This window comes from Nocardioides sp. BE266, assembly GCF_031457855.1.
Taxonomy (GTDB): domain Bacteria; phylum Actinomycetota; class Actinomycetes; order Propionibacteriales; family Nocardioidaceae; genus Nocardioides.
On sequence record NZ_JAURTI010000006.1, the window covers coordinates 183,414 to 203,879 of the forward strand.

General features: G+C 72.1%; 19 protein-coding genes. 13 read left to right on the forward strand and 6 right to left on the reverse strand.

The window, feature by feature from the left end:
* Positions 1-8: 8 nt before the first annotated feature.
* Positions 9-1,367, reverse strand: coding sequence for an aspartate aminotransferase family protein (locus J2X46_RS18895; RefSeq protein WP_310253307.1), 1,359 nt, complete (start codon positions 1,365-1,367; stop codon positions 9-11).
* On the reverse strand, positions 1,360-2,883 hold the full coding sequence (locus J2X46_RS18900; protein WP_310253309.1) for a CoA-acylating methylmalonate-semialdehyde dehydrogenase: 1,524 nt from the start codon (positions 2,881-2,883) through the stop codon (positions 1,360-1,362). Before J2X46_RS18900 ends, J2X46_RS18895 begins: the two co-directional genes overlap by 8 nt.
* 106 nt (positions 2,884-2,989) lie before the next feature.
* Here J2X46_RS18900 and J2X46_RS18905 point away from each other — a divergent pair, with 106 nt between their 5' ends.
* From J2X46_RS18905 to J2X46_RS18945, 9 genes are all read left to right on the forward strand, one after another.
* Positions 2,990-4,618 (forward strand): PucR family transcriptional regulator ligand-binding domain-containing protein, encoded by a 1,629-nt coding sequence (locus J2X46_RS18905; RefSeq protein WP_310253310.1) that lies wholly within the window; start codon positions 2,990-2,992, stop codon positions 4,616-4,618.
* Between the two features lie 142 nt (positions 4,619-4,760).
* Positions 4,761-5,084: a cupin domain-containing protein gene (locus J2X46_RS18910; RefSeq protein WP_310253312.1), complete on the forward strand. Its 324-nt coding sequence runs from the start codon at positions 4,761-4,763 to the stop codon at positions 5,082-5,084.
* 19 nt (positions 5,085-5,103) lie between these two features.
* A complete protein-coding gene (locus tag J2X46_RS18915; protein WP_310253314.1) occupies positions 5,104-6,531 on the forward strand; it encodes a gamma-aminobutyraldehyde dehydrogenase in 1,428 nt (475 codons plus the stop codon).
* Positions 6,532-6,543: 12 nt separating this feature from the next.
* Complete coding sequence (locus tag J2X46_RS18920) at positions 6,544-7,170, forward strand: hypothetical protein (RefSeq protein ID WP_310253316.1); 627 nt, start codon at positions 6,544-6,546, stop codon at positions 7,168-7,170.
* A 28-nt stretch (positions 7,171-7,198) separates the two neighbouring features.
* Positions 7,199-7,861: an HAD family hydrolase gene (locus tag J2X46_RS18925; RefSeq protein WP_310253317.1), complete on the forward strand. Its 663-nt coding sequence runs from the start codon at positions 7,199-7,201 to the stop codon at positions 7,859-7,861.
* Between the two features lie 107 nt (positions 7,862-7,968).
* Positions 7,969-8,625 (forward strand): ANTAR domain-containing protein, encoded by a 657-nt coding sequence (locus J2X46_RS18930; protein ID WP_310253319.1) that lies wholly within the window; start codon positions 7,969-7,971, stop codon positions 8,623-8,625.
* A 43-nt stretch (positions 8,626-8,668) separates the two neighbouring features.
* Positions 8,669-9,361, forward strand: a complete 693-nt coding sequence (locus J2X46_RS18935) for a response regulator transcription factor (RefSeq protein WP_310253320.1) — start codon at positions 8,669-8,671, stop codon at positions 9,359-9,361.
* A gap of 30 nt (positions 9,362-9,391) precedes the next feature.
* Complete coding sequence (locus J2X46_RS18940; protein ID WP_310253321.1) at positions 9,392-9,994, forward strand: rhomboid family intramembrane serine protease; 603 nt, start codon at positions 9,392-9,394, stop codon at positions 9,992-9,994.
* A 103-nt stretch (positions 9,995-10,097) separates the two neighbouring features.
* The gene (locus J2X46_RS18945) at positions 10,098-11,075 is read left to right on the forward strand and encodes a zinc-binding dehydrogenase (protein WP_310253323.1); all 978 of its coding nucleotides are present in this window, start codon (positions 10,098-10,100) and stop codon (positions 11,073-11,075) included.
* 72 nt (positions 11,076-11,147) lie between these two features.
* Here the strand turns inward: J2X46_RS18945 and J2X46_RS18950 are convergent, their stop codons facing one another.
* The 3 genes from J2X46_RS18950 to J2X46_RS18960 are packed head-to-tail and all read right to left on the reverse strand — an operon-like array spanning position 11,148 to position 16,088.
* Positions 11,148-13,295, reverse strand: a complete 2,148-nt coding sequence (locus J2X46_RS18950; protein ID WP_310253325.1) for an alpha-galactosidase — start codon at positions 13,293-13,295, stop codon at positions 11,148-11,150.
* Complete coding sequence (locus J2X46_RS18955; RefSeq protein WP_310253326.1) at positions 13,285-14,082, reverse strand: DeoR/GlpR family DNA-binding transcription regulator; 798 nt, start codon at positions 14,080-14,082, stop codon at positions 13,285-13,287. The genes J2X46_RS18950 and J2X46_RS18955 overlap by 11 nt, the downstream gene beginning before the upstream one ends.
* Complete coding sequence (locus J2X46_RS18960) at positions 14,082-16,088, reverse strand: beta-galactosidase (RefSeq protein WP_310253329.1); 2,007 nt, start codon at positions 16,086-16,088, stop codon at positions 14,082-14,084. Before J2X46_RS18960 ends, J2X46_RS18955 begins: the two co-directional genes overlap by 1 nt.
* A gap of 166 nt (positions 16,089-16,254) precedes the next feature.
* Between J2X46_RS18960 and J2X46_RS18965 the strand changes: the two genes are divergently transcribed.
* The 4 genes from J2X46_RS18965 (at position 16,255) to J2X46_RS18980 (ending at position 20,176) form a co-directional block, all read left to right on the forward strand.
* Positions 16,255-17,601 (forward strand): ABC transporter substrate-binding protein, encoded by a 1,347-nt coding sequence (locus tag J2X46_RS18965; protein ID WP_310253331.1) that lies wholly within the window; start codon positions 16,255-16,257, stop codon positions 17,599-17,601.
* A 3-nt stretch (positions 17,602-17,604) separates the two neighbouring features.
* Positions 17,605-18,540: a sugar ABC transporter permease gene (locus tag J2X46_RS18970; RefSeq protein ID WP_310253332.1), complete on the forward strand. Its 936-nt coding sequence runs from the start codon at positions 17,605-17,607 to the stop codon at positions 18,538-18,540.
* Complete coding sequence (locus tag J2X46_RS18975; RefSeq protein ID WP_310253334.1) at positions 18,537-19,463, forward strand: carbohydrate ABC transporter permease; 927 nt, start codon at positions 18,537-18,539, stop codon at positions 19,461-19,463. Before J2X46_RS18970 ends, J2X46_RS18975 begins: the two co-directional genes overlap by 4 nt.
* 266 nt (positions 19,464-19,729) lie before the next feature.
* Entirely contained in the window at positions 19,730-20,176 is a 447-nt protein-coding gene (locus J2X46_RS18980; protein WP_310253336.1) for a hypothetical protein, read from the forward strand.
* A gap of 2 nt (positions 20,177-20,178) precedes the next feature.
* Here J2X46_RS18980 and J2X46_RS18985 read toward each other — a convergent pair whose 3' ends face one another.
* Complete coding sequence (locus J2X46_RS18985; protein WP_310253338.1) at positions 20,179-20,334, reverse strand: hypothetical protein; 156 nt, start codon at positions 20,332-20,334, stop codon at positions 20,179-20,181.
* Between the last annotated feature and the right edge of the window lie 132 nt (positions 20,335-20,466).

Genomic DNA, 20,466 nt, shown 5'->3' on the forward strand with positions numbered 1-20,466 from the left:
CGAGGATGTCAGCCGGCGGCCGCGGTGAGGGCGGCGTCCAGGATCGCCAGTCCCTCGCGGACCTCGTCGTCGCTCGTGGTGAGCGGCGGCACGACGTGGATGCGGTTGTAGTTCGAGAAGGGCAGCAGGCCGCGCTCCTGGCAGCCCTTGACGACTGCGGCCATCTCCGGGCTCGACCCGCCGTAGGGGGCCAGCGGCTCGCGGGTGGTCCGGTCGCTGACCAGCTCGATCGCCCAGAAGGCGCCGGTGCCACGGACCTCGCCGATCCAGTCGTGCTTCTCCGCGAGCGCGCGGAGACCGGGGCCGATGACCTCGGCCCCGAGCCGGTCGGCACGGCCCACGACGTCGTCGTCCTCCATCGTGCGGATCGTCGCGACGGCGGCCGCGCAGGCAAGCGGGTGGCCCGAGTAGGTGAGCCCGCCGGGGTAGGTGCGGTGCGCGAAGGTCGCGTGGATCGCGTCGCTGATCGCGACGCCGCCGAGCGGGACGTAGCCGGAGTTCACGCCCTTGGCGAAGGTGAGGAGGTCGGGGGTCACTCCGCCGTGCTCGACGGCGAACCAGCGGCCCGACCGGCCGAAGCCCGACATCACCTCGTCGGCGATGAGCACGATGCCGTGCCGGTCGCAGATCTCGCGCACGCCGGCGAGGTAGCCCGGAGGCGGCACCATGATGCCGGCGGTGCCGGGGATCGCCTCGAGCACGATCGCGGCGACGGTCGCCGGGCCCTCGAGCGCGACGACCTGCTCGAGGTGCTCGAGCGCGCGCTGGCACTCCTCGGCCTCGGTGGTGGCGTGGAAGGCGCTGCGGTAGAGGAACGGCCCGAAGAAGTGGACCGTGCCGGTCGAGCCGTGGTCGCTCGCCCACCGGCGCGGGTCGCCGGTCATGTTGACCGCGAGGTGCGTGCCGCCGTGATAGCTGCGGTAGGTCGTGAGCACCTTGTGGCGACCGGTGTGCAGCCGCGCCATCCGTACGGCGTGCTCGTTGGCGTCCGCGCCGCCGTTGGTGAAGAACACGTGGTCGAGGTCGCCGGGGGTGTGGCTCGCGATGAGGCGGGCGGCCTCCGACCGGGTGCCGTTCGCGAAGGCGGGCGCGACCGTGGCGAGGTGCCCGGCCTGCTCCTGGATCGCCGCGACGATGCGCGGGTGCTGGTGGCCGAGGTTGGTGAAGACCAGCTGGGAGCTGAAGTCGAGGTAGCGCTTGCCGGCGCCGTCCCAGACGTGGCTGCCCTCGGCGCGGGTGATCACCATCGGGCTGATCTCGGCCTGGGCCGACCAGGAGTGGAAGACGTGGGCGCGGTCGAGCTCGAAGGCGCGCTCGGCGTCGTACGTGCCGGCCAGGTCGCTGGTGGTGGAGAGAACGTCAGTCATTGCGCGGGAACCCCAGCTCGAGTCCGCCCTCGGGGCGGTTGGCCGGATCGATCCACCGGGTGGTGACGACCTTGCCGCGGGTGAAGAAGTGGACGCCCTCGGTGCCGTGGGCGTGGGTGTCGCCGAAGAGCGAGCGCTTCCAGCCGCCGAAGGAGTAGTAGGCCACCGGCACCGGGACCGGCACGTTCACGCCGATCATGCCGACGGTGACGTCGGCCTCGAAGCGGCGGGCCGCGCCGCCGTCGTTGGTGAAGACCGCCGTGCCGTTGCCGTACTCGTTGGCGTTGACCAGCGCGACCGCCTCCTCGTAGGTCTTCACGCGGACCACGGACAGGACGGGCCCGAAGATCTCCTGGGTGTAGATGTCCATGTCTGGCGTGACGTCGTCGAAGAGCGTCGGGCCGAGCCAGAAGCCCCCCTCTCCACCGCGGGCCGCGACGTCGCGGCCGTCGACCACGACCTTCGCGCCGGCCGCCTCGCCGGAGTCGATGAAGCTCGAGACCCGGTCGCGGTGGGCCTTCGTGACGAGCGGACCCATGTCGGCTTCCTTCTCATCGCCCGTGGCCGCGCGCCCACCGTCGCCGATCAGCAGGGTGCTGGTGCGGTCGGCGATCCGGGCGACGAGCTCGTCGCCGATCGGGTCGACCGCGACGAGCACGCTGATCGCCATGCAGCGCTCGCCGGCGCTGCCGTAGCCCGCGTTGACGGCCGAGTCCGCAGCGAGGTCGAGGTCGGCGTCGGGCAGCACGACCATGTGGTTCTTCGCGCCGCCGAGGGCCTGGACGCGCTTGCCGTGCCGGCTCGCGGTCTCGTAGACGTACTCCGCGATCGGGGTCGATCCGACGAAGCTGATCGCCTGCACATCGGGGCTGGTCAGCAGCGCGTCGACCGCGGTCTTGTCGCCGTGGAGCACGTTGAAGACGCCGTCGGGCAGGCCCGCCTCCTGCCAGAGCGCGGCAAGCCAGTTGGCGGCGCTCGGGTCCTTCTCGCTGGGCTTGAGGACAACGGTGTTGCCCGCGGCGATGGCGATGGGGAAGAACCACATCGGCACCATCGCCGGGAAGTTGAAGGGGCTGATGATGCCCACGACGCCGAGCGGCACGCGCTTGGAGTGGACGTCGACGCCGGTGGACGCCGACTCGCTGTGCCCGCCCTTGAGCAGGTGGGAGATGCCGCAGGCGAACTCGACGACCTCGAGCCCCCGGGCGATCTCGCCCATCGCGTCGGAGTGCACCTTGCCGTGCTCGGCGGTGATGATCGCCGCGAGCTCGTCCTTGCGGCTGTTGAGCAGCTCGCGGAAGGCGAAGAGAACCTGCGTACGACGCGCCAGCGAGGTGGTGCCCCACTCGCGGGCGGCCGCCGACGCGGAGGCGATGACGCGGGCCGCGTCGGCCTCGCTGGCCAGCGCCAGCCGGCCGGTCACCTCGCCGGTCGCCGGGTTGGTGACGTCGGCCCAGCCCGAGGGCTCGCCGGTCAGGAGGGCGCCGTCCGCCCAGTGCACGATGTCGGTCGTCATGGCGCCCATCCTGCTCGCGCGGCCGCGTCCGCGCGGGTGTCGGATCGTAGGCTTTCGCGCCGTCGTTCGGACATTCCGTCACCCGTCCCGCGCGTAGGCTGCGGGCGTGGCCGAGGTGACGCCGGGCGTGACGCTCCAGGAGGCCCTTGCCCTGCCCACCTTCCGCCGGGCGGCCCCCACCGTCGTCGCCGGTGCCGCCGCGACCGACCGGCCGATCCGGTGGGTGCACGCCACGGAGCGCCCCGACGTGCGTGAGCTGCTGCGGGCGGGCGACCTGGTCCTGACGATGGGCACCGGGCTGCCGGCCGACGACGACGAGGCCGGGCTGTCCGCGTTCGTCGACGAGCTGGTCGACGTCGGCAGCGCCGGTGTGGTGGTCGAGCTCGGCCGCCGCTGGGAGTCGGAGCTCCCGCCTGCCCTCGTTGCGGCCTGCGAGCGCCACGGCCTGCCCCTCGTCGCACTCGCCCGCGAGACCCGCTTCGCCGCCCTCGCCCAGGAGATCGGTGAGCGCGTCGTCGACCACCAGCTCACCGAGCTCCGCGAGGCCCAGCGGGTCCACGAGACCTTCACCGAGCTGAGCTTCTCCCAGGCCGGGCCCGTCGAGATCCTCCAGGCGGTGCAGCGGCTCGCCGGTGGGCCCGTCGTGGTGGAGAACGCCCAGCACCGGCCGCTCGACTACTTCGCCGGTGCCGACGACACCAGCGGCTTCCTCGACGGCTGGCCCGCCCGGTCGCGCCGGGTCGAGGTCGCGGGTCGCACCGGGTGGGACGAGGCGAACGGCTGGCTCGTCACCCGGCTCGGCACCACCGACCAGGCGTGGGGTCGGCTGGTCATCGGCTCGCCGGCCGCGCCGTCGCAGCGGCTGGTCGCCGTCGCCGAGCGCGCTGCCGCGGCGCTGGCGCTGCACCGGCTGCACGACCGCGACCGCGGCACGCTCATGCGCCGCACCCACCTCGAGCTGCTGACCGGCCTCGCCGAGGACCCCGACTCCGACGACGTGCTGCGCCGGTGCGAGCTGGCCGGCTTCCCGGTGCGGCGCCGGCAGTTCGCCGGTGTCGTGGTCCGCCCCCGCATCGGTACGACGACGCCCGCCGACCTCGACGAGGTCGCGGCCGCGGTGGTCCGCGCCGCCCACGGACTGCGGCTGCCGGCGCTGGTCTGCGAGGTCGAGCGTGACCTGCGGGTGCTGGTGTCGGCGCCCGCCTCGGCCGACGTCGACGACCTGGTCGACCGGGTGGCGGCGCGGGTGCTGCCGCACCACGACGTCGTACTGGCTGCGGGGCGGGTGGTGGCCGACCGCTCGGGGATCGCGCGCTCGGTCACCGAAGCAGGCCAGGTCGCGGACGCGGCGCCGCAGGCCCGCCGGGAGCAGGACCCCGACGTGCACCGGCTCGCCGACCTCCACCTCCGCGGACTGCTCGCCCTGCTCGGCGAGGACGACCGCGTGCGGCTCTTCGTCGACCGCGAGCTCGCCCTCCTCCGGCAGCACGACAGCGCCGACGGGTCGCGCACCGACCTCCTCGCCGCGCTCCGCGCGCTGCTCCAGCACCCCGCCAGCAAGACCGAGGCCGCGGCCAGCCTCCACCTCTCGCGGGCCGCGTTCTACGACCGGCTGGCCCGGATCGAGGCGATCCTCGACGCCGACCTCGACGACCCCGACGTCCGTGTCTCGCTCCACGTCGCGCTGGTGGCGGACGAGCTGCTCAGCGATCCCCGGCTGACCGGGGATCACTGAACATGTCGGCCCGTGCAAGGCCTGACAACTTCAGTGAGAGCCTGACCAGACGGGCTGGCCGTCCGCCGGATCGTCTGGCCCGGTCCGCAACAACCGACAGATCGTCGGCTCAGCCGGCGGCGACCGCTGGGACGATGAGCAGATGTTCCGGGTTCTCGACGTCGCCACCGCCGTGCCGACCACGCCGCTCGACCCCGCGACCGTCGTCGACGGCGCCCCCGAAGCCGGGTCGCGCGCCCTCGCCGCCGTGGCCGGCGTCGAGGTCGGCGTCTGGGAGATGAGCCCCGGCACTGCCACCGACGTGGAGGTCGACGAGGTCTTCGTCGTCCTGTCCGGATCGGCCACCGTCAGCTTCGAGGACGGGGAGCGGGTCGACCTCGGCCCCGGCACCGTTGTCCGGCTGCGCGCGGGCGAGCACACGACCTGGGTCGTCCACGAGACCCTCCGCAAGATCTACGTCGCCTGAGCCCTCGAAGGGGAGATCCATGACCGAGACGATCAAGAACTTCATCGACGGCGAGCTCGTGGAGTCCGCGGCCACCGAGTTCATCGACCTGGTCGACCCGACGACCGGTGAGCTCGACGGCCGCTCGCCGGTCTCCACGCCCGACGAGATCGACGCGGCCTACGCCGCCGCCGAGCGCGAGTCGGCGACGTGGAAGCGGCTGACGCCCGGTCGTCGCCAGGCCCACCTCCTCGACCTCGCCGCGGCGATCGCCGAGCGGCGCGACGAGATCAGCGAGGTGCAGGCGCGCGACACCGGCCAGCCCATCCGCTACATCACGAGCGAGGAGGTCGACCAGGGCGTCGACCAGCTGCGCTTCTTCGCCGGCGCCGCCCGGCTGCTCGAGGGCAAGTCGGCGGGGGAGTACCTCGAGGGCCACACCTCCTCCATCCGCCGCGAGCCGATCGGCGTCGTCGGCCAGGTGACGCCGTGGAACTACCCCTTCGCGATGGCGATCTGGAAGATCGCTCCCGCCCTCGCGGCCGGCAACACCGTCGTGCTGAAGCCGAGCGACACGACCCCGCGCTCGACCGTGCTGCTCGCCGAGATCGCCGCCGAGGTGCTGCCCGCCGGCGTGCTCAACGTCGTCAACGGCGACGCCTCCACGGGCCGACTCCTCGTCGAGCACCCGACGCCGGCCCTGGTCGCGATCACCGGTTCGGTCCGCGCCGGGATCGAGGTCGCGACCTCCGCGGCGAAGAACCTCAAGCGCTCGCACCTCGAGCTCGGCGGCAAGGCGCCCGTCGTGGTCACGCCGGACGCCGACCTCGCGCGCGCCGCCGAGATGGTCGCCGCGGCCGCGTACTTCAACTCCGGCCAGGACTGCACCGCCGCGACCCGCGTGATCGTGCACCGCAGCGTCCACGACGAGCTCGTCGACCTCCTCGTCAAGGAGGCCGAGGGCACCCGGCCCGGCCCGCCGTCCGACGCGGAGGCGGACTACGGCCCGCTCAACAACGCCACCCACCTCGCCAAGGTCGAGGCGTTCCTGGCCGACCTCCCCGACCACGCAACCGTCCGCACCGGCGGCGCGCGCCACGGGGAGGCGGGCTTCTTCTTCGCGCCGACCGTCGTGACCGGCGTACGCCAGGACGACCGCATCGTGCAGCAGGAGGTCTTCGGCCCCGTCCTCACCGTGCAGCCGTACGACGACGAGGCGGAGGCGGTGCGGATGGCCAACGGCGTCCCCTACGGCCTCGCCGGCAGCGTCTGGACCCGCGACCACGGCACCGCCGACCGGCTCACCCGCGAGCTCGACTTCGGGTGCGTGTGGGTCAACACCCACATCCCGTTCGTGTCCGAGATGCCGCACGGCGGCTTCGGCCACTCGGGCTACGGCAAGGACCTCTCCGGCTACGGCTTCGACGACTACACCCGCATCAAGCACGTGATGACCGCGCACTACTGACATCCTTGCGCCGTGCCCACCGCCCGCCAGCTCGTCCAGCTCTTCGCGGGGTGCGTGGTCCTGGGCGTGGGAGTGGCGATGCTGCTCACCGCCGACCTCGGCTCCGACGGCTACTCGACGATGGTCAACGGCATCGCGCTGGCCTCGGGGATGGGCTTCCTGCTCGCCAACACCCTGGTCAGCATCGTCTTCCTCGCGCTGGCCGCGGCCCGCAAGGTCATGCCCGGCATCGGCACCGTCGTGCAGATCGTGGTGGTCGGCGTGACGGTCAACGCGTTGCTTGCGGCGTGGGACCCGCCGGAGGGCTGGCCGGCGCGGATCGCGTTGCTGGTGCTTGCGTTCCCCGTGCTCGCGGTCGGCATCGCCACCTACCTCGGCAGCCACACCGGCGCCGGGCCCGCCGAGGCGGCCGCACTGGCGTACGACCCCCCGCTCGCGTTCCGCTGGAGCTACAGCGTCCTCCAGGGTGGCGGCGCGCTGCTGGGCTGGCTGCTCGGCGCGACGGTCGGGGTCGGCACGATCGCGGTGATCGTGGCGCTCGGGCCGCTGGTCGACCTCGCCAGCCGGCTGCTCCGGCTCGACGTGCACCAGGACAAGGGCGGCAAGGGTGGAGAGCCCGTCCTCCGGGGTGAAGCCTGAGCGCCCCGTCCGGGGCAGCATCGACCTCGTGACCGAAGTCCTCTCCGGCATCGACACGGTGGTCGTCGACCTCGACGGCACGCTCGTCGACTCGAACTACGTCCACGTCCTCGCCTGGCGCGAGGCGTTCCGCGACGTCGGCCTCGACGTGCCCTCGCACCGGATCCACCGGGTGATCGGCGTCGGCGGCGACCAGCTGGTCGAGCGGGTCGCGGGCGAGGCGGTCGAGCGCAACGTCGGTGACGAGGTACGACGCCGCCACCAGGCGCACCTCACCGAGCGGATCGGCCTGGTCTCCGCGACCGACGGGGCCAGCGAGCTGCTCGAGCTGCTGCGCAGCCGGGGCGTGAACGTCGTGCTTGCGTCCTCGGCCGACGCGGAGACCTCCGACCGGTTCCTCGACCTGGTCGACGGTGCAGCGAGCATGCTCAGCGCGTCGGTCACCGGCGACGACGTGTCGCGGTCGAAGCCGCACCCGGACCTGATCGAGGTCGCCCTCGCCGAGGTCGAGGCCGGCAAGGCGGTGGTCGTCGGCGACACCGTGTGGGACGTCGAGGCCGCCGCGGCGGCGCGGGTGCCCTGCATCGCGCTGCTCACCGGCGGCATCCCCGAGCGGACGCTGCGCGAGGCCGGCGCGGTCATGGTCTTCGAGACGCCGCGCGACCTCGCCGAGACCCTCCGCGACGCCTGAGCTGCCCGAACTCGCCCGGATTCGCCCGGTCGGGTGTGGTGCGCGCCGTCCGTTGCCGACAGCATCGGGAGTGAGGCCAAGACCGCGATTCGACGGGTGGGATCCGGATGGAGCTGTTGCCGCAGAGCCGAGAGGCCCTGGATGAGTACCTCGCGCCCGCGGGGGACGACCTGGAGGACCAGCTGAGCGCGATCGAGAGCTGGGCGGCCAGGACCGTGCCCGAGTGCGTCGCGATGAGCGTGACCCTCCTCGAGGAAGACCTGACCTTCACCTACGTCGCGGGGGGCCGCGACGAGGTGGACGCGTCGCCGCCGCACGGCGCCGGGCCACCGGGCGCCGGCTGGCACGCGCTCGACGAGGAGGGCTGGGCCGCGCTCGCGCGCCAGCAGGCCGCGGCCGGGATCGCCAGCACCGTCTCGCTGCCGGTGGTCGACGACGACCGGGTGGTGCTCGGCATCGACCTCTACGCCTGCACCCCGCACGCCTTCGACGACCGGCTCGAGGACCTCGCCACCTCCCTCGGCGCCTGGCGCGGGGGTGCGGTGACCAACGCAGACCTGGCCTTCGAGTCGCGGCGGCGCGCGGAGCAGGCACCCGAGCGGCTCCGGGAGCGACGCCTCATCGAGGTCGCGGTCGGGCTGCTCGCGGCCCGGGAGGGCGTCGACGTCGAGGCGGCCCGCACGCTCCTGCGCTCGAGCGCGCGGCAGGCGGGGATCGAGGACGTCCAGGCGGCGCTCGTCCTGCTCGCCCTGAGCAACGGCTGAACCGCCGGCGCATACAACCCCCCTGCAGGGGGTACGAGAGCGCATGCATCGACCCGCCCCGACCACCAACATCTCGTCCCGCACCCTCCTCGTGGGCGTCCGGGAGGAGAGCGAGCTGGTCCTCCACGGGCTGCGGAGCATGCTCGCGCCCCACTCCTCCGCGGTCTCGCTCGTCGGCATCCGCGCCGACCAGCCGGCGCCGCCCTGCGACCTGACCCTCTTCGAGCCCGCCGCCCCGCACCGGGCGCCCGGCTCCCCGCTCCGCGTCCCCGGCCGCTCCGTCGCCTACAGCTGGGACTGCTCACCCGACGCGGTGTCCACGGCGATGTCGCGTGGCGCCGCCGGCTTCGTCAGCAAGTGGCTGCCGGCCCACCGCATGGTGCGCGACCTGCTGCAGATCGCCGACGGTCGCGTCGTCATCGACACGTGGACCGGCCGGAAGGTCGGCCAGGGCGGTCCCGAGCAGCGGTGGCCGCTCACCCAGCGCGAGACCGAGGTGCTGGCCTTCATCGCCGCCGGGCGCTCCAACCAGGAGATCGTCGACGAGACCCTGCTGAGCATCAACTCGGTGAAGTCCTACATCCGCAGCGCCTACTCCAAGATCGGCGTGACCTCCCGCTCGCAGGCGGTGCTCTGGGCCGTCCGCCACGGGCTGCTGCTCTCGACCGAGGCGGACGACGACGGCCTGCGCCTGGTCGACGGACAGCCGACGCAGCGGGTGCCGCAGCACCACTGACCGCTACACCCCCACTGTCACGATGGGGGCATGCCGCGCACCGCCGACCCGATCCGGGGCACCGACACGTGGCGCGACGCCGCACTGGTCACCGGTGCCTTCGTGGCGCTGCTGTGGGTCCTCGAGATCGTCGACACCGCGTCGGGCCACCAGCTCGACACGTACGGCATCCAGCCGCGCAGCGAGGAGGGGCTGGTCGGCATCGCGGTCGCGCCGATGCTGCACTTCGGCTTCGAGCACCTGGTCAGCAACACGGTCCCGGTCGCGGTCCTCGGCTTCCTCGCCCTCGTCACCGGCGTCGCCCGCGGGCTGCTCGCCACGGCGATCATCTGGCTCGTCGGCGGTGCGGGCGTGTGGCTCTTCGCCGGCAGCCACAGCAACCACGCCGGCGCGTCGGTGCTGATCTTCGGCTGGATCGTCTACCTCGTCGTCCGGGGCCTCCTCAACCGCCGCACCACCGAGATCCTCATCGGCGTCGCGGTCTTCCTGCTCTACAGCGGTGCGCTGCTGGGGGTGCTGCCCGGCCAGCCCGGCATCTCGTGGCAGGGACACCTCTTCGGCGCGATCGGCGGGGCCATCGCGGCTCGGCTGCTCAACCGGCCGCGCCCGGCGTCGTCGTACGCCCTGCGCTGACCCCTGGGGAGACGCAGGTCTCCCCGCCGGGCAGGAATCCCGGCCACGACGGGTCCGTTCTCACCAGAGCCCCCGAACACCTCCCCACACCCCAGGAGACAGCATGCGCAGCGTCGGTCACGACACCTTCGGAGCACCTGACCAGGTCCTCACGCAGCGGGAGGTGGAGACGCCCGTCGCCGGTCCCGGACAGGTGCTGGTGCGCACGATCCTGTCGCCGATCCACAACCACGACCTCGTGACCGTCACCGGCAACTACGGCGTGAAGCCCGCGCTGCCCGCCGTCGGCGGCACGGAGGCCGTCGGTGTCGTCGAGGCCGTCGGCGAGGGAGCCGACGAGGCGCTCGTCGGTCGTCGGGTCGCCGTGGCCGGCTCGCCCGGCACGTGGGCGGAGTACTTCGTCGCCCCGGCCGGGGCCCTCGTCCCGGTGCCCGACGCGATGACCGACGAGGCCGCCGCGCAGCTCATCTCGATGCCGTTCAGCGCGATCAGCCTCGTCGAGTTCCTCGGCGTGCAGGAGGGCGACTGGATCGTGCAGACCGCCGCCAACGGCGCCGTCGGCAAGATCGTCGCGGTGCTGGCGAGGTCGCGCGGTCTCAAGGTCGTCAACCTCGTACGCCGCGAGGCCGCGATCGCCGAGCTCGCGGAGCTCGGGATCGACAACGTCATCGCCACCGAGTCTGCGGACTGGGTGGCGCAGGCGCGGGCACTCGTCGGCGAGGCCGGCGCGCGGGCGGCCGTGGACTCCGTCGGCGGCGACGTCGCGAACGGCCTCGCCGAGCTGCTGGGTGACGACGGCCTGCTGGTGACCTTCGGTGCGGCCAGCAACCAGCCGCTCGTGATCAGCAGCGGCCCGATCATCTTCAAGCAGCTGACCGTGAAGGGCTTCTGGGGTGCCAAGGTCAGCCGGGCCACCTCGGCCGAGGACCGCACCCGGATGTTCGGCGAGCTGATCGGCCTGGTGCTCGACGGCAGCCTTTCGCTCACCTCGGGCGGCACCTTCGGCCTCGACCAGCCGAGCGACGCGGTCGTCGCGTCGCAGTCGCCCGGTCGCAGCGGGAAGATCATGTTCCGCCCCTGACCCGCACCGAGCGGTGGGTGAGGCAGGTTCCGGAGGCTGGAAACCTGTCTCACGCACCGCCCGGCCGGTGGTTCAGGTGGCGACCAGGCGCAGCACGCGTGCGGACTCCGGCGCCATCACCGGGAGCGACACCCCAGCGGTGGCGAGGACCCGACCCGGAAGCGCCTGCTCGCCGGAGGCCGCCCACCACGGGGTGAGGCCCATGTCGTGCTGGTCGGCGGTGGCGGTCACATCGGCGATCCGGTAGGTCCGATCGGGGTCGAGCCCGGTCAGCCGCAGCGCGGCCGGGTGCTGGGTCGCGGTCGAGGCGACCGTCGCGACGACGTACCACGCCTCCGAGCGATCGGCGGCGACGAGACCGGTGACCATCACGCCGGGGTCGGCGTGGTCGGGGTGCACGAGGGTGCCGGTGCCGATGAGCGGGCGCACCTGCTTGTGCAGCTCGATCCAGCGGCCGAGGGCGTCGAGGGTGAGCGGGTCGAGACCCGTCACGTCCCACTCGACGCCGAAGGAGTAGAGCAGCGCGGTGGCCGCGCGATAGCCGAGCCGGTGCGAGCGTCCGGTGGTGTGCGCGACCGGGCCGCCGACGTGCGAGCCCATCAGCTCCGGCGGCACGAGCAGCGACGTCCACCGCTGGATCGACTGGCGCTCCAGCGGGTCGATCGTGTCGCTCGGCCAGATCCGGTCGGTGTGCTCGAGGATCGCCGCGTCGACCCGGGCGCCGCCCGACGAGCACGACTCGATCTCCAACGTCGGGTTCGCCGTGTGGAGCTCGTCGAGGAGCCGGTGCAGCGCCAGCGTCTGCCCGTGCACCGCCGGGCGACCGCCGTGGGTGGCGTCGGTGAGGTCGCGGTTGTGGTCCCACTTGAGGTAGGCGATGTCGTACTCGTCGAGGAGCGCCAGCAGCGCGTCGCGCACGGAGGCGTACGCCGCCTCGTCCTGGAGGTCGAGCACCTGCTGGTCGCGCCACGACGCGGGCGGCTCTGAGTGGCCGCGCAGGACGCGCTCGGGGTGGTCGCGGGCGACCTCGGAGTCGAGGTTGACCATCTCGGGCTCGACCCAGAGCCCGAACTGCATGCCGAGCCCGCGGACGTGGTCGACCAGCGGGTGCAGGCCGTTGGGCCAGACCTCGGGGTCGACGGTCCAGTCACCGAGCCCCGCGGTCGCGGCGCGCCGGCCGAGGAACCAGCCGTCGTCGAGCACGAAGCGCTCCACACCGGCCGAGGCCGCGACGTCGGCGAGGTGGGTCAGCCGGTCGAGGTCGTGGTCGAAGTAGACCGCCTCCCACGTGTTGGCGACCACCGGCCGCTCGGTGCGCGAGCGCGGCGACCGGGCCCGGAGGTGGTCGTGCAGCCGGTGGCTCATCGGGTCGAGGCCCTCGCCCGACCACGACCCCAGCAGCCACGGCCCGACATAGGTCTCGCCGGGCTCGAGCGCGACCTCGCCCGCCGCGAGGAGCTCGCCGCCGCCGAGCAGGCAGTCGCCCTCGGCGGTGCGCTCGGCGTACGTCGTGTGGTCGCCGCTCCACGCGGTGTGCACGCCCCAGACCTCGCCGTGGGAGAAGCCGAAGCCGGGCGTGCCGGCGACCATCAGCAGCGTTGCGTCGTGGCCGGTGCGGCCGTGCCGGCCGTCGCGACGGTGCGTGCCCTGCACCCACGGGTGGCGCTGCGGCGCCCGCTCCAGGCACCACCGCCCGGTCAGGTCGAGCAGCTCGCTCGCGTGCGCGCCGACCGGTAGCGCAGTCCGTACGCCGGCCAGGTGCAGGACGCCGTCGCGGGTGTTGGTCACCGCGGTGCGGGCGCGCAGCAGGCCGGCGTCGCTGAGCAGCAGCCGGACCTCCACCGACCACCCGGCCTCCTCGTCGATGCCCGTCAGGCGGACGCCGGTGTCGGGCCCGTCGGCGTCGGGTTCGCACGACCACTGCGACAGGCGGGGGAGCGCGGCCGACTCGCCGCCGACGCGGTGGCCCTCGAGGGCCGGCGTGCCGCTGAAGCCCTTGGTCACCTCGGGGACGAGGCCGGTCGTGCGTGGTCGGTCGTAGGCCGAGTGCGAGACGCCGGGCCGGCGCGCCGCGACGAGGTCGGCGAGCGCCTCCAGGGACGGGTCGCCGAGCGAGGCGCCCCAGTGGAGGAGCACGGGCACGCCGTCGTCGTCGGACGCGACGACGACGCTCACCCCGCGCCGGTTCAGGTGGACGGGGGCGAAGGCGTCAGCCGTCATACGTGTTCTCTCCCGAGGTGTTGACCAGGACCAGCTCGTCGACATGGTCGGCGAGGATGCCGCTCGCCTGGGCCGACAGGCCGGCGTCGGTGACCAGGACCGACGCCTCCGACAACGAGGCCATGCTGCTGAGACCCACCACGCCCCACTTGCTGGAGTCGGCGCACACGATGAGCCGGCGCGAGCGCTCGATCATCGCGCGGTTGGTCTCGGACTCCAGCAGGTTCGGGGTGCTGAAGCCGGCGCGGACGTCCATGCCGTGCACGCCCATGAAGAAGGCGTCGACGTGCAGGGTGCGCAGCGACGACACGGCGACCGGCCCCACCAGGGCGTCCGACGGCGTGCGCAGGCCGCCGGTGAGCAGGACCGAGGTGGTGCTGTCACCGTTGCGGTGCAGCACGTCGGCGACCCACACCGAGTTGGTGACGACCGTGAGGTTGGGGATCTTCGCGAGGTGCTCGGTGAGGGCGTGCGTGGTCGTGCCGGCCGAGACCGCGATGGCCATGCCGGCGTGGACGTACTCCGCGGCGCGGGCGGCGATGGCCTCCTTCTCCCGCAGCCGCTGCACCGACTTCGCGGCGAAGCCGGGCTCGGACGACGAGGGCTCCGCCACGGCGAGCGCGCCGCCGTGCACCTTCTCCAGCAGGCCCTCGCGGTGGAGCGAGACGAGGTCGCGCCTCACGGTCATGTCGGAGACGCCGAGCAGGTCGACCAGGTCGGTCACGCGCACGGTGCCGCCGCGGCTCAGCTCGGCCAGGATCAGGCTCCGGCGCTGCGCCGCGAGCATCAGGCCCCCGCCTCGCGCACCACGGCCACGCCGCCCGCGGGCACGACGAGGTCGCCGTCGACCGACCGGCCGCTGACCAGGTCGGTGCCGGTCACCGGGACCGGTGCGTCGGCCTCGCCGTGGTTGAGGACGAAGAGCCAGGACGCGTCCTCGCCCACCCGCCGGGTGACCTCGACGTCGGGCCCGGCGCCCGGCAGCCGCTCCACGCCCGATTCGGCGACGACCTGCGCGACGAGTCGGTCGGTGCCCTCGGGCGAGAGGCGGGTCGCGACGTACCACGCGGCGCCGCTGCCGACATCGCGCCGGGTGATGGCCGGGAGGCCCTGCGCCGGCCCGTCGGCGTACGACGCCACGGCGGCGGCGCCCGCCAGCTCGAGGTCCTCGGTCCACGTGTCGGCGTCGAGGCCGCCGTCGTCGAGGCCCTCGACCCGGACGGTCTCGCCCGAGCGCAGCGGCAGGAACTCCGTGCTGCGCACGCCCAGCAGGTCGCGGAACGCGCCGGGGTAGCCGCCGAGGCGGACGTGGTCGTTCTCGTCGACGATCCCGCTGAAGTAGGTGATCAGCACGGTCGCCCCACGCTCGGCAGCGGCCGCGATCGAGGCGGCTGCCTCGTCGGTGACGAGGTAGAGCGTCGGCACCACCACCAGGTCGTACGACGACAGGTCGGCGCCCGGGTGCACCACGTCCACGCCGACGCCGAGCGCGGTGAGCGCCCGGTGGAAGTCCTCGGCGCGCTCGCGGTAGCGCACGTCGACGCTGGGGTGCGAGTCGAGCTCGCAGCCCCACCACGCCTCCCAGTCGAAGAGGATCGCCGTGCTGTTGCGGGGGGCGCTGCCGGCGACCTCCTCGATCGAGTCGAGGATCCCGGAGAGCTCGCAGACCTCGCGCCAGAGGCGGGTGTCGGTGCCGGCGTGCGGCATCAGGCCGGAGTGGAACTTCTCCGCGCCCGCCTTCGAGGCGCGCCACTGGAAGTAGAGGACGGCGTCGGCGCCGCGCGCGACGTGGGCCAGGCTGGACCGCTTCATTTCTCCGGGCCGCTTGGCGATGTTGCGCGGCTGCCAGTTGACCGCGCTGGTGGAGTGCTCCATCAGGATCCACGGCCGGCCGCCGGCGGTGCCGCGGGTGAGGTCGGCGCTGAACGCGAGCTCGTGGTGGGGGTGGGGGTCCTCGCCGAGGAGGTAGTGGTCGTTGGAGACGACGTCGAGCTCGCGGCCCCAGCGCAGGTAGTCCATCCCGACCGTGTTGCGCATGACCATGAAGTTGGTCGTCACTGGCACCCCGGGCGAGACCTCGTGCAGCACGTCGCGCTCGGCGACGAAGTTGTCGAGGAGCTGGTCGGAGGAGAAGCGCGCGAAGTCCAGCTGCTGCGTGGGGTTGGCCCACGCTGGCGCGACCCGCGGCGGCAGCACCTGCTCGAAGTCGCCGTAGCGCTGGGACCAGAAGGCGGTGCCCCAAGCGTGGTTGAGCCGGTCGACGTCGTCGTCGTAGCGGCGGCGCAACCAGTCGCGGAACGCGGCCGCGCTGACGTCGCAGTAGCACCGGGCGTTGTGGCAGCCGAGCTCGTTGGAGACGTGCCACAGCGCCAGCGCCGGGTGGTCGGCGTACCTCTCGCCCAGGGTGCGGCACAGCGTCAGGGCGTGCTCGCGGAAGACGGGCGAGCTGGGGCAGTAGCCCTGGCGGGCGCCCGGCCACAGCGTGCGCCCGTCCTGGGTGACCGGGAGGATCTCGGGGTGCTGGTGGGTCAGCCACGGCGGGGGCGAGGCGGTCGCGGTGGCCAGGTCGACGCGGATGCCGGCGGCGTGCAGCTCGTCCATCTGCTCGTCGAGCCAGCCGAAGTCCCAGCGGTCGGGGGCGGGCTGCAGGAAGGCCCAGGAGAAGACGCCCAGCGTGACCAGGTCGACCCCGGCCTCGCCCATCAGGCGGCGGTCCTCCTCCTGGACCTCCCGGGGCCACTGCTCAGGGTTGTAGTCGCCCCCGAAGGCGAGCACGGGCAGTGGAGTCGGCATGCCAGAACTGTGACGAGCATCGCATCACAAGTCAACGGCTCGACGGTGACTTTGTTTGGAATTTGTGGACTTCAAACCCCGATATCGACATCTTGAGGCTTGACGCGGCTGTGTCAGCCGTCACATGCTGTCGTTCCCTGTTTGATTCTGTGTCTTGGAGGTCCCCGTGTCCCGACCCCGCTCCACCGGTGCCCTCGGCGGCACCTCCGTGCCCCGGTCTGCCCTCGTGACCATGGCGGCCACCCGCCGCACGGTGCTCCGCGGCGCCGCTCTCTCCAGCCTCGCCGTCGGCGGTGCCAGCCTCCTCGCCGCGTGCGGTGGCGACTCGGGTGGCCCGGCCTCCGGGTCGGGCGCGACGGTGAAGTTCGGCATCAACGAGGCCGAGGGCGTGGGCGCGGCCCACGACCGGCTCGCGGCGATCGCCCAGGCCTACGAGAAGGAGTCGGGCACCAAGGTCGCGCTCAACGCGGTCGACCACAACACCTTCCAGGAGAGCATCAACACCTACCTCCAGGGCACGCCCGACGACGTGTTCACCTGGTTCGCCGGCTTCCGGATGGCGCAGTTCGCCGAGAACGGCCTGATCACCGACCTGAGCGACCAGTGGCCGATCGACGGCCTCAACGACTCCTTCAAGCAGGCCTCGACCGCCGCCGACGGCAAGCAGTACTTCGTGCCGATCAGCTACTACCCGTGGGCGGTCTTCTACCGGAAGTCGGTCTTCGAGAAGAACGGCTGGGAGGCGCCCAGCACCAACGACGACTTCATGGCGCTGATGGACGACATGAAGGGCAAGGGCATCACCCCGTTCGCCTTCGGCGACAAGGACGGCTGGCCGGCGATGGGCACCTTCGACATCCTCAACATGCGCCTCAACGGCTTCGACTTCCACATGAGCCTGATGGCCGGCGACGAGGCGTGGGACGGCGACGAGGTCAAGCTCGTGTTCGACACCTGGCGCAAGCTGCTGCCCTACCACCAGGAGGACCCGCTCGGTCGCACGTGGCAGGAGGCCGCCACGTCGATGGGCAAGGGCGACTGCGGCATGTACCTCCTCGGCACCTTCGTGGTCGACGCCCTCGGTGAGAACGGCGAGGACCTCGACTTCTTCACCTTCCCCGAGCTGGACTCCTCCATCGGTTCCGACGCCCTCGACGCCCCCATCGACGGCTTCTGCGTCGCGGCGGCGGGCAAGAACCAGGACGCCGGCAAGGCGATGGCGAAGTGGCTCGGCAGTGCGGCCGCGGCCGACGCCGGCAACAACGCTGCCGACGCGCCGTTCATCGCCGCCAACTCGGGCGCCAGCACCTCGACCTACAGCGACCTGCAGAAGAAGTCGGCCGAGGTCGTCGGTGCGGCGGCCAACATCGCCCAGTTCATGGACCGCGACACCAACGCCGACTTCGCCAGCACCGTCATGATCCCGTCCATCCAGGAGTTCCTGAAGAACCCCGACGACATCGACGGGGTCACCGCCAGCATCCAGGAGCAGGCCGCCTCGATCTTCGGCTGAGCCATGGCACACATCGACGAGGCGCCGCAGCAGGAGCGTGCTGCGGCGCCGACCCCCGGCAAGGAGAAGCGTCTGCCCGCCAGGGACCGGCTGACCGTCATCGTGATGGTGACGGTGCCGCTCCTGCTGGTGCTCTTCCTCGTGTGGTTGCCGGCGCTGGGATCGGTTGCGCTGTCCTTCGGGAAGTGGAACGGCTTCGGCGACATCGACACCATCGAGTGGGTCGGCTTCCAGAACTACCAGGACATCGCCACGATCTACCCGCCGTTCTGGCCGGCGATCCAGCACAACCTGATCTGGCTGGGCTTCCTGTTCCTCATCCCCACGCCGCTCGGCATCCTGCTCGCGGTGGTGCTCGACCGTGAGATGAAGGGCAGCCGCTTCTACCAGACGGCCTTCTACATGCCGGTCGTGCTGTCCCTGGCCCTCATCGGCTTCATCTGGCAGCTCTTCTACTCCCGCGACCAGGGCCTGATCAACGACGTCTTCGGCACCCAGGTCGACTGGTACGGCGACCCCGACGTCAACCTCTGGGCGGTGCTGGCGGCCACGTCCTGGCGCCACACCGGCTACATCATGCTGATCTACCTGGCCGGCCTGAAGGGCGTCGACGCCAGCCTGCGCGAGGCGGCGGCCGTCGACGGCGCCAACGAGGTGAAGACCTTCTTCCACGTGATCCTGCCCGTGATGCGTCCGATCAACCTGATCGTCATCGTCATCGTGGTGATCGAGTCGCTGCGCGCCTTCGACCTGGTGTGGATCGTGAACAAGGGCCGCAACGGGCTCGAGGTGATCGGCGCCCTCGTCGCGCAGAACGTCATCGGCGAGGCCACGAGGTACGGCTTCGGCTCGGCGCTCGCGGTGATCATGATGCTGATCTCGTCGGTCTTCATCACCATCTACCTGCGCACCGTCTTCCGAGAGGAGCGTCGAGGATGACCTACGAGACCCCGGTCGCGACCGCACCGCCGGTGACCACTGCCCCGCCCGCCCGCTCGCAGGGCATCGCGTTGGGTCGTCGGCGCGGCACGGTCGCCACCGTGATCATGGCCCTGCTCGCCCTGGCCTGGCTGTTCCCGCTGCTGTGGGCCCTGGTCAACTCCTTCCGGGAGTACGACTACACCCAGGCCAACGGCTACCTCTCCTTCGGCGGCTGGACCTTCTCCAACTACGTGGACGCCTGGACCCGCGCCGACTTCGGGCTCCACATGAAGAACTCGCTGCTGGTCACGATCCCGGCGGTGCTGCTGACGCTGTGGCTGTCCTCGATGGTCGCCTTCGTGCTGGCCCGCTTCAGCTACCGCTTCAACCTGACCCTGCTCGGTGTCTTCCTCGCCGCGAACCTGCTGCCCCCGCAGGCCCTGCTGATCCCGGTCTTCCGGATGTTCCGCCAGATCCCGGTGCCGTACTTCCTCAGCGACTCCGGCTCGTTGCTGAACAGCTTCTGGGCACTGATCCTGGTCAACACCGCCTTCCAGATGGGCTTCTGCACCTTCGTCCTCAGCAACTACATGAAGACGCTGCCCTACGAGATCTACGAGTCCGCCGAGCTCGACGGGGCGAGCGTGTGGCGGCAGTACTGGCAGCTGACCATGCCGCTCGTACGCCCTGCCCTCGCGGCGCTGGCGACCCTCCAGGTCACCTGGGTCTACAACGAGTTCTTCTGGGCGACCGTGCTCATCCAGCAGGGCGACAAGCTGCCGGTGACCTCCGCGCTCAACAACCTGCGCGGCCAGTTCTTCACCGACACCAACCTCGTCGCGGCGGGCTCGATCATCGTCGCGCTGCCCGTGCTGGTGGTCTTCTTCGCCCTCCAGAAGCAGTTCGTCTCCGGCCTGACCCTGGGCTCGACCAAGGGCTGAGCAGCGAGCGCAGCGCCTTCCGCCGGTTGAGCAGCGAGCGCAGCGCCTTCCGCCGGTTGAGCAGCGAGCGCAGCGCCTTCCGCCGGTTGAGCAGCGAGCGCAGCGAGCGTGTCGAAACCAAGGTCACCGCTGGGCCTTGGTTTCGACACGGGCGCCAGAGCGCCCTGCTCAACCAGCGGTCTGGTGCGGCGTGGTGTTGCCAGCATCACGTACTGATCAGTAACGAACCCCGGACGAGGCGCGCAGATCGCTCCTAGCCTGCTCGCATGCGTGCTCTCGTCCTCGCCCTGGCCCTGCTCGTCCCCGCTCTCTCCGCCTGCTCCGGCGGCGAGTCCGACGCGACGCCGGCCACCGCCGAGAAGGCGGCCCAGCAGGAGGACGAGGCGACCGCCGCGTGGCGGGCCGCCGTGGAGGACGAGCTCGGTGCGGACACGTTCGACTTCGACGCCCTGCGGGCCAGCGCAGCGGTCGACTGCCAGCGCACGGACGCCGGCGCGTGGAGCGCGCACCTCGCCCTCAGTGGCGACACGGCCACCTCCGCGCTGACCCGGATCGGCCTCGAGCACGCGTGCGCGGACGTCGTGCCCGCCTTCGACCAGGGGGTCGCCACGGTCGAGAAGGCCGCCGACCCGCTCGACCTCGTCTGCGGCCCGGACGCGAAGCTGTCGTCGGAGGACGCCCTCACCGCCGACCTGGTCTGCGCCAACCGCTGACGTCAGTCGTCGGTCGCCGGCCCCTCCGGCGTGGCCCCTCCCTCGGAGGTCCAGCCGTCGTCGGGGCCGGCGTCGTGCGCCGGGTCGTTGACCGGGTCGGTGTCGGGGTGCGTCTGCGGGTCCGTGGACGGTTCGGGGGTCTGGCCGGGGGTGGTCATCGAGGATCTCCTTCCGGGTGGGGGTCGTCGGGTGGAGCGCATCTCCCGTACCCACTGCGGCTGCGATCAGTAGCGCCGTCCGCCCACGCCCCGCCGGGTGTGGTGGCCCCTCGTGGCCGAGGAGCAGCATCG